This window comes from Achromobacter sp. UBA5777 (assembly GCF_002418565.1).
Lineage (GTDB): Bacteria > Pseudomonadota > Gammaproteobacteria > Burkholderiales > Burkholderiaceae_B > Achromobacter > Achromobacter animicus.
In genome coordinates this window covers 22,828-31,710 of sequence record NZ_DIEJ01000220.1, presented here as the reverse complement: position 1 = coordinate 31,710, position 8,883 = coordinate 22,828, and the positions used below count along the sequence as shown (strand labels likewise).

Here is an 8,883-nt window from a genome sequence, read left to right as displayed (position 1 = left end):
CCCGCGGCGCACGCCGCCGGCGCTGTCTCCGGGCGCCCGGCTCAACCGGAGCGCGCACATGAAAACGATCCAGAACTATGTCCCGCCAAGCGCCCAGTCGCTGCAACGGCTGCAGGACAGGCTGGGCTATCCCGACAGCAGAATGGCCGAGCTGGCCGGACTGGACGCCTCGACACCATGGCCCAGTTATGTGGGCGGGCCGGAACCTCGCACGCTGGGCCGGCAACGGCTGTTCTATATGATGGCCCGTCTGACGCTGGAAGAACCGGAATGGCAACGCGTGCTGGCCGCCATGCGTGAGGCCGGCGCGCTTTTCGATTGCCAGGATCCGCACGGCGATGGCACGGCGCCGCCGCCGGAACCGATGGCAGACGAAGAACGCAAGTTCGGCATGCTGCTGGTCAGCCGCAACGGCTCGTTCCACGAAATGGAGCAACTGCGCGAGTTCGCCCATTTTGCGCACGAATCGGATGTCAGCCGCTTCGTGCACAGCGCGTTCTATGACAGCGACATCGACCTGTGCCGCTTCAGCTTTGCGGACCACGACGGCCTGGACGCCGCCAGCCGTGACCGCATCTTCGATGCCGCGCACAAGACCATCACGCGCTTCGAGTTCGACGGCCGCATCTATCACGGCGGCATTCCGCCCGAGTCCGACGGCTAGCGGCAACGCATTGACGCGGGCAGGCTGGCGCCTGTACCGTCGCCACTTCGCCTTCCTGCTCAACGCCATCGCTCATCGCATGAACGAACGACTTGACGCCATCGACCGGCAACTGCTGAGCCTTCTGCAGGCCAATGCGCGCGAACCCGCCGCCATCCTCGCGCGCAAGCTCGGCCTGGCGCGCACCACCGTGGTGGCGCGCATCGCGCGGCTGGAGCGCGAGAGCATCGTTTCCGGCTACGGCGTGCGGCTGGGCCGGCTGCTGGAAGAGGCGGCGGTGCGCGCCTATTGCTTCATCAGCGTGCTGCCCAAGACGCCGGCCGCCGTGATCCGTGAACTGGAGCGGATGCCGGAGGTCGAGGAGGTGTCATCGGTCAGCGGTCCCTACGACTACCTGATCTTTCTGCGCTGCGAGACCCACGAACAACTGGACGCGCTGCTGGACCGTATCGGACTTATCGATGGCGTCAAGCAGACCCAGACCTCGATCGTGCTCAGCCGCAAGGTTGATCGGCGCAGCGCGGTTGCCGCTCCCTGAGCCGCCACGCGTCCCGCGCGCGTCTTTCCGGCGGACGCCACATGGTGGTGTAATGAGGCCTGTCGCGAATCCTGGATTTTTCATGCTTGCTCGCCTTGCCCCTGCCGCCGCCCTCCTCGCCCTGTTGACTGCATGTTCCAGCATGAGCGAGGTCACGTCCGTCAACAAGGACCAATACAGCGTCACCTACAGTTCCGGCACGCAATTGCTGAGCTGGGTCGAGATCAAGAACCAGGCATTGCAGCGCGCCGACCAGCACTGCCAGTCGCTCGGCCGCAAGCTGGTCAAGCCCAGCGTGACGTCCAACCATGCCACCGGCCTGGGTTCCAAGCGCGCCACGGTCACGTTCGAATGCGCGCCCATCGATCCTCCCAAGAACACCGCGCAGTAAACGCCCACGGCGGCGCCCGGCTTCGGGTGTAGCATTTCGCGTATCCCCTCTCTTTTTGCCAGCACCGTGAACACTCTCCTGCCCGTGGGCATCACCATGGGCGATGCCGCCGGCATCGGTCCCGAAATCGTCGTCAAGGCCTGTGCGCAGGGATTGGGCGCGCCCTGTGTGGTGTATGGCGATGCTGGCGCGCTGCGCCGCGCGGCGACGCAATTGGGCGCCCGCCTGGATATCACCGAGATCGCGGACATCAGCCAGGCCCGTCCGGACGCGGCTGGTATCCAGGTGGTGGCCTGCAGCCCCACCCTGCCCGCCGACCTGCCGCTGGGTAAGGTCAGCGCCCTGGCGGGCCGCGGCGCCTACGATTATGTGTGCGCGGCCATCGACGATGCGCTTGCCGGACACATCCGCGCCATCGTGACCGCCCCGCTCAACAAGAAGTCCATGCACGAGGCCGGCATCGACTATCCGGGCCACACCGAAATCCTGGCGGACCGATCCGGCACGCAGGACTTTGCGATGATGCTGGCCAACAATGAGCTGCGCGTGCTGCTGGTGACCATCCACGTCGCACTGGCCGAGGTCATGGCGCGCATCACGCCGCAGGCCGAATTGACCGCGATGCGGCTTGCGGACCGCGCCTGCCGCCAGATGGGCATCGCGCAGCCGCGCGTCGCCGTCGCGGGCTTGAATCCGCATGCGGGCGAAGGCGGCAAGTTCGGCCGCGAAGACATGGACATCATCGAACCGGCCATCGCCGCCGCCCGCGCGGAAGGCATCGATGCCAGTGGCCCCTGGCCGGGCGATACCGTCTTCATGCGCGCACGCCGCGGAGAGTTCGACATCGTGGTGGCGCAATACCACGACCAAGGCCTCATCCCGGTGAAGTATCTGGGCCTGGATCACGGCGTGAACGTCACCGTCGGCCTGCCGTTCGTGCGCACGAGCGTGGACCACGGCACCGCATTCGACATCGCCGGTCAGGGCGTGGCCGACCACGCGTCGCTGGTGGAAGCGTTCGATCTGGCGCTGGCGATGACGCCTTGAGCGCGTAAAGATCCGCAGACTGCCTCAGCGCGCGGACGCTTACGGCCCCCTGGCGACGGGGCCGCAACGGTGCGGGTCTACAATACGCCCCGTTTCCGGCGCCCTGCGCCGCCGCTTTTCCGTTCTTCCTCCCTTCCCATGTCCCGCCTCGTTCGACTTCTGCCCGACCGCTTCACCCTCTACCTGATCTGCACCGTCATCATCGCCAGCTTCCTGCCTGCCCATGGGCAAGGCGTGGTGGTGTTCGGCTGGATCACCAACGTGGCCGTCGGCCTGCTGTTCTTCCTGCACGGGGCGCGCCTTTCGCGCGAGGCCATCATCGCCGGCCTCACGCACTGGAAGCTGCACCTGACCATCTTCTCGGCCACGTTCCTGATGTTCCCGCTGCTGGGGCTGGCGCTGCAACCCGTGCTGGAACCGCTGGTTACCCCGGAGCTCTACCTGGGCATCCTGTTCCTGTGCTGCCTGCCTGCCACCGTGCAATCGGCCATCGCGTTCACCTCCATGGCGCGCGGCAACGTGCCCGCCGCGGTGTGCAGCGCGTCGGCCTCCAGCCTGCTGGGCATCTTCCTCACGCCCCTGCTGGTCGGCACGGTCGTGGCCAACGCCGGCAGCGCGCCGATCTCGTTCGACGCCGTCGGCAAGATCATGCTGCAACTGCTCCTGCCGTTCGTGCTGGGCCAGTTCGCGCGGCGATGGATCGGCGCGTGGGTGCACAAGCGCAAAGCCATGCTGAAGTTCGTGGACCAGGGCTCTATCCTGCTGGTGGTCTACACGGCGTTCTCCGAGGCTATCAATGAAGGCCTGTGGAGCAGCACCCCGATCCCCGCGCTGGTCGGCCTGGTCGTGAGCTGCGGCGTGATCCTGGCGCTGGCGCTGGGCCTGTCCGCACTGGCCGGCCGGCTGTTCGGCTTCAGCATCGAAGACCGCATCACGCTGCTCTTCTGCGGCTCGAAGAAAAGCCTGGCCAGCGGCATTCCAATGGCCCAGGTGCTGTTCGCCGGTCACGCCGTGGGTGCGGTGGTGCTGCCGCTGATGCTGTTCCACCAGATCCAGCTCATGGTCTGCGGCGTGCTGGCGGCACGCTACGGCAAGCGGCCCGACGCCACGCACTGATCGCCGTCACGAACAAAAAAAAACCGCGCTCCCAGGAAGCGCGGTTTTTTTTTGGGGGGCGTGGCGGATGCCGGAATCAGTACATGTCCCGCGGCTGTGCGCCGGAGAAGTTCAGGAAGCGTGTGCTGGAACCCTGGAACGTCAGGCGCACCGTGCCGATCGGGCCGTTACGCTGCTTGCCGATGATGATCTCGGCCGTGCCCTTGTCCGGCGAGTCGGGGTTGTAGACCTCGTCGCGGTAGATGAACAGGATCACGTCCGCATCCTGTTCGATTGCGCCGGATTCGCGCAGGTCGCTCATGACGGGGCGCTTGTTGGGGCGCTGTTCCAGGCTTCGGTTGAGCTGCGACAGCGCGATCAGCGGGCAATTCAGTTCCTTGGCCAGGCCCTTGAGCGAGCGGCTGATTTCCGACACTTCGGTGGCCCGGTTTTCGCCGGAACCGTTGCCGGACATGAGCTGCAGGTAGTCGATGATGATGAGGCCAAGCTGGCCGCACTGGCGCGCCAGACGGCGCGCGCGGGCGCGCACTTCCATGGGGCTGAGCGCCGGCGATTCGTCGATGTAGACCTGCGCATCCTGCATGAGCTGCACGGCGTGCGTGACGCGCGGCCAGTCTTCGGCGATCAGCTTGCCGGTACGCATGCGGTGCTGGTCCAAGAGGCCCACGGAACCCAGCATACGCATGGCGAGCTGCACCGCGCCCATTTCCATGGAGAACACCGCCACGGGCAGGCCTTCTTCGATGGCGACGTGCTCTCCGATGTTCATGGAGAACGACGTCTTGCCCATGGAGGGGCGGCCGGCCACGATGATCAGGTCGCCGCCCTGCATGCCGGACGTCATCTTGTCCAGGTCGGTGAAGCCCGTGGGCACGCCCGTCACGTCGGACGTGCTCTCGCGGTGGTAGAGCTCGTCGATGCGCTCGACCACCTGCGTCAGGAGCGGTTGAATCTCCTGGAAGCCGGCCGCGCCGCGCGCGCCTTCCTGGGCGATCTTGAACACCTTGGATTCGGCCTCGTCCAGCAGCTGGCGCGCTTCCTTGCCCTGCGGATTCATGGCGGCCGAGGAGATTTCGTCCGCGATGGACACTAGCTTGCGCAGCATGGCGCGCTCGCGCACGATCTCGCCGTACCGGCGGATGTTGGCGGCCGACGGCGTGTTGTGCGCCAGGGCATTCAGGTAAGCCAGCCCGCCGGACTCTTCGGCCTTGCCCGCGCTGACGAGGGACTCGTGCACGGTGATGACGTCGGCCGGACGCGCCAGACCGATCAAGCGCGCAATGTGGTGCCAGATCAGCCGGTGGTCGTGACGATAGAAGTCTTCTTCGAGAAGCACATCCGCGATACGGTCCCAGGCAGCGTTGTCCAGCATCAGCCCGCCCAGGACCGACTGCTCCGCCTCGATGGAATGCGGGGGGACGCGCAGGTACTCGAGCTGGGAATCGGCGGGTGTGTTCATGGCTTCAATAGTAACGGCTGCAGGATATCCGCGACGCGGAAAAACCCTTGGATGTCGCGTGAGGGGAATCGGGCAAGGATGGGACGCAGTGGCATGGCGATGCCGCACAGCACGCGCGCCAGGCGCTTTAAGCGGGCCCTGACCTCGGGGTCGGGATTGCAGTCCAGGTAGACATCGAGCGCCAGCTTGCCCAGCGTGCGCGCATCTGCATCGCCCAATTTGCGCAGCGACACCAGCGAGGCCAGCATCTGGAACAGGTCATATGCCTGCGCCAGCGGCCGCGACAGCGTCGCGCCGATGTTTTCCTCGAAGTCGATGCGCCAGATCTCGCCATCGCGCAGCGTAACGTTGCGGATCTGCGCCCCGCCATGCCACATGCCGCGGGCATGGAAAGCGGCCAGATCGGCCGCCGCGGCGCGCGCGAGCCACATGCGCGAGGTGGAGTCTTCGTTGCGGATGAGGTCCGCCAGGTCTTCGCCCACGAACTCAAGCACCAGCAGGTTCTGCTCTCGCCACCACACCTCGGGGACGCGCGTCCCCGCTTCCAGCAACTGCGCCAGGCGCTGCCCTTCGTGGGCCAGGCCATTGCGCAACAGCACGCTGGGGCGCGGAAACTCGCCAAGGAAGACCTTGCAGCCCACAGCGAGGAACAAGGCGCGCACGTAGCGCAGCACATAGCTCGCGCTCTGCAGGATGCCGGGCCGGCGCCGCTTGATGATGCAGCGCACGCCATCTATCGTCACATCCCGCACCGAAGGTTCACGCGACGCATCCACGCTGTCGAGCCAGGCTCGCAGACCGGGCGGCGCGTTGTGATGGACAGGCGGATGAGTCAAGAGGTCCTCGGGAATGACAGCGTAAAACAAAGGTGCGTCGCCGCGCACCATTCAACACGAAATCGGCACTTGGCTGAAAAAAGAAAAAAAGCCGGCACGCGGGCCGGCTTCTTTTTACCGCGACTGCCGGATCAGGACAGTTCGCCTTCGACCAGAACCGTGATGTCGACCACGACGTCGGCGTGCAGAGCGACCTGGACCGGGTACTCGCCGATGGCCTTCAGTTGGCCATTGGGCAGACGCACTTGGGCCTTTTCGACGGCTTCGAACGAAGCCTTCTTCAGACCTTCGGCGATGTCGGCGTTGGTGACCGAACCGAACAGACGACCGTCAACGCCGGCCTTCTGAACGATCTTGAGCTGGTAGCCGTTCAGGCGCTCGCCCAGGGCTTGGGAAGCGGCCAGCTTTTCAGCCTGGACCTTTTCCAGCTCGGCGCGGCGGGCTTCGAATTCCTTCAGGGCGGCGTCGGTTGCGCGACGGGCCTTCTTCTGGGGAATCAGGAAGTTGCGGGCGTAGCCATCACGCACACGCACGACTTCACCCAGGTTGCCCAGGTTGACGACTTTTTCGAGCAGAATAACTTGCATTTCAGTGCCCCGGATTAGTTGTGGTTGTCGGTGTAAGGCAACAGAGCCAGGAAGCGCGCGCGCTTGATGGCGGTGTCCAGCTGGCGCTGGTAGATTGCCTTGGTGCCGGTCAGGCGAGCCGGGATGATCTTGCCGTTTTCTTGCACGAAGTCGCGCAGGGTGTCCAGATCCTTGTAGTCGATCTCTTCGACGCCGGCTGCGGTGAAGCGGCAGAACTTACGACGCTTGAAGAGCGGGTTCTGCTGCGTGAATTTGCGTTTTTCTTTGCGTTTTCCGAAGAAAGCCATGATATGTGCCTTTATGTTTGAGGGGACTGGGTCAATGCCCACTTCCCCATAACCTATCCGAATTCAGAAGGCGCTCTCGCACCCTGTGTCTCATTGCCTTCAGGCCACCTGCGGATCGCGTCCAGCGCTTCCGCTGATCTTGCGCGCCTGCTGCAGATGCAGCTTGATCTTCACCGAGTCCTTGCGGGCGGGAGCCAAAAACCCCTGCACCAGCAATTCAGACCCTAACGCGGTGTTTCTCAAGAGCAGCGCCAGATCTCCCAGTGCCACGGCGGAAATCGTCAGTTCGACACGGCGCGGGTGGCCGGCTTCGATGACTTCCGACTCGTGCGCCAGCAGCATTTCCAGCGCTGGCAAACCGGCGGGTGTGTGGCGCAAAGGCTCGCATTCGAGAACGCGGGCGCTGAGTTCCAGCTTGTTCATCCTGCCTGGTACCGAGGGGACTTGATGCAATGAGCTCTGCGTGAGCCTGCTTACTCGGCCTGAGCCGGAGCAGCTTCCGCCGAAGCCTTGCGGGCTTCTTCGCGCTCGACCGACTTCATCATGATCGACGGGGTGGTCTGGGCCTTCTTGGTCTTGATGACCAGGTGGCGCAGCACGGCGTCGTTGTAGCGGAACGAGTGTTCCAGCTCATCCAGCGTGGCTTGGCCGCACTCGATGTTCAGGCAGACGTAGTGAGCCTTGACGAGCTTCTGGATCGGGTAGGCCAGTTGACGGCGGCCCCAGTCTTCCAGGCGATGGATCGAGCCGCCTTGGCCCGTGACCAGCGCTTGGTAACGCTCGACCATGGCGGGCACTTGCTCGCTTTGGTCGGGGTGAACAATAAACACTACTTCGTAGTGACGCATGAGTAAAACTCCTTGAGGATGTCTTGCTGGCCAAACGTCTTGCACCCGCGCTTTCCATCATGGGTGGATCAACATCATTGACGTTTCGCCGCAAGGGGCAGCCCGCTACCCAAAAACCATGGGTGGTCGAGCAAGAAAGCTCTCGATTATCACCGATTGGGCGGTCGCTTGCAAGCCGGCGTAGGCTTAAGAAATAAGGGACGCGTTTCGGGCAGGTTCCTGCCCGCCAGTTGCAGGCAGGTCGGCGGCGGTGATCGCCCGCGGCCGGTTGACGGCGCTGACCATGACGTAGCTGATGATCATGAGCAGGAACCAGGAACCCAGCTTGGCGATGGACACGGCCTGCCAGACCTGCGCCTGGTTGGGATAGCGCCACGCATTGGCGAAGGTGCCGATGTTCTCGGCAAACCAGATGAAAAGCGCCACCAGCACGAAGCCCAGCAACAGCGGCATGCGCCGGTAAACCTGCCAGATCCGGAAATACACCCACGTGCGCGCGAACAGGACGGCGGTCATGGCGAACAGCGCCCATCGGAAGTCCATCACGTAATGGTGCGCGAAGAAGTTCACGTAGATCAGCACCGACAACACGGCGGTGGCGGCCAGCGGCGGATGCGCGCGAAAGCGGAAATCGAACAGCCGCCACACGCGTGCCAGGTAGCTGCCCACCGCGGCGTACATGAAGCCCGTGAAAAGCGGCACGCCGCCGATGCGCAGCACGCTGGCTTCGGGATAGATCCACGAGCCGGCGGCGGTCTTGAAGATTTCCATGCAGGTGCCGACCACATGGAACATCAGGATCACGCGCGCTTCGCTCCAGGTTTCCATGCGCACCGCGAGCAGCGCGGCCTGGATGCCGAGCGCGGCGAGCGTCAGGAAGTCGTAGCGCGCCAACGCGGCATCCTTGGGATACCACCAGTGCGTGCCCAGCAGCAGCGCGCACATCAGGCCACCGAACAGGCACGCCCAGGCCTGCTTCACGCCGAAGCGGAAGAACTCGTAAAGCGCCACGCCAAAGCGGCCGCGGCTCGCCAGATTGCTGGCCAGCCGCGCTTCCCATTGCTGCAGATCGGCGATGAGCGGCCAGTCGCTGGCCGCCGGATGGCGCAC

12 protein-coding genes are annotated in these 8,883 nt (G+C 64.6%); 5 read left to right on the top strand and 7 right to left on the bottom strand.

The window, feature by feature from the left end; all coding sequences use genetic code 11:
- Positions 1–58: 58 nt before the first annotated feature.
- From B3446_RS18285 to B3446_RS18265, 5 genes are all read left to right on the top strand, one after another.
- Positions 59–664 (top strand): hypothetical protein, encoded by a 606-nt coding sequence (locus B3446_RS18285; protein WP_313492447.1) that lies wholly within the window; start codon positions 59–61, stop codon positions 662–664.
- 79 nt (positions 665–743) lie between these two features.
- Positions 744–1,202: an Lrp/AsnC family transcriptional regulator gene (locus B3446_RS18280; protein WP_175124655.1), complete on the top strand. Its 459-nt coding sequence runs from the start codon at positions 744–746 to the stop codon at positions 1,200–1,202.
- 82 nt (positions 1,203–1,284) lie between these two features.
- Complete coding sequence (locus B3446_RS18275) at positions 1,285–1,593, top strand: hypothetical protein (protein WP_191576585.1); 309 nt, start codon at positions 1,285–1,287, stop codon at positions 1,591–1,593.
- Between the two features lie 66 nt (positions 1,594–1,659).
- Positions 1,660–2,640, top strand: coding sequence for a 4-hydroxythreonine-4-phosphate dehydrogenase PdxA (gene pdxA / locus B3446_RS18270; protein ID WP_291383851.1), 981 nt, complete (start codon positions 1,660–1,662; stop codon positions 2,638–2,640).
- A 138-nt stretch (positions 2,641–2,778) separates the two neighbouring features.
- Positions 2,779–3,756, top strand: coding sequence for a bile acid:sodium symporter family protein (locus B3446_RS18265; protein ID WP_191576587.1), 978 nt, complete (start codon positions 2,779–2,781; stop codon positions 3,754–3,756).
- Positions 3,757–3,832: 76 nt separating this feature from the next.
- Here B3446_RS18265 and B3446_RS18260 read toward each other — a convergent pair whose 3' ends face one another.
- From B3446_RS18260 to B3446_RS18230, 7 genes are all read right to left on the bottom strand, one after another.
- On the bottom strand, positions 3,833–5,215 hold the full coding sequence (locus B3446_RS18260) for a replicative DNA helicase (RefSeq protein WP_175138791.1): 1,383 nt from the start codon (positions 5,213–5,215) through the stop codon (positions 3,833–3,835).
- Entirely contained in the window at positions 5,212–6,051 is an 840-nt protein-coding gene (locus B3446_RS18255; protein WP_191576588.1) for an RIO1 family regulatory kinase/ATPase, read from the bottom strand. Before B3446_RS18255 ends, B3446_RS18260 begins: the two co-directional genes overlap by 4 nt.
- Before the next feature lie 131 nt (positions 6,052–6,182).
- Entirely contained in the window at positions 6,183–6,638 is a 456-nt protein-coding gene (gene rplI, locus B3446_RS18250) for a 50S ribosomal protein L9 (protein ID WP_175124660.1), read from the bottom strand.
- Between the two features lie 14 nt (positions 6,639–6,652).
- A complete protein-coding gene (rpsR, locus tag B3446_RS18245) occupies positions 6,653–6,925 on the bottom strand; it encodes a 30S ribosomal protein S18 (RefSeq protein WP_006218308.1) in 273 nt (90 codons plus the stop codon).
- 99 nt (positions 6,926–7,024) lie between these two features.
- Complete coding sequence (gene priB, locus B3446_RS18240) at positions 7,025–7,348, bottom strand: primosomal replication protein N (RefSeq protein ID WP_175124661.1); 324 nt, start codon at positions 7,346–7,348, stop codon at positions 7,025–7,027.
- 50 nt (positions 7,349–7,398) lie between these two features.
- Complete coding sequence (gene rpsF, locus B3446_RS18235; protein WP_056322467.1) at positions 7,399–7,773, bottom strand: 30S ribosomal protein S6; 375 nt, start codon at positions 7,771–7,773, stop codon at positions 7,399–7,401.
- A gap of 186 nt (positions 7,774–7,959) precedes the next feature.
- Positions 7,960–8,883, bottom strand: a complete 924-nt coding sequence (locus B3446_RS18230) for a DUF817 domain-containing protein (RefSeq protein WP_291383850.1) — start codon at positions 8,881–8,883, stop codon at positions 7,960–7,962.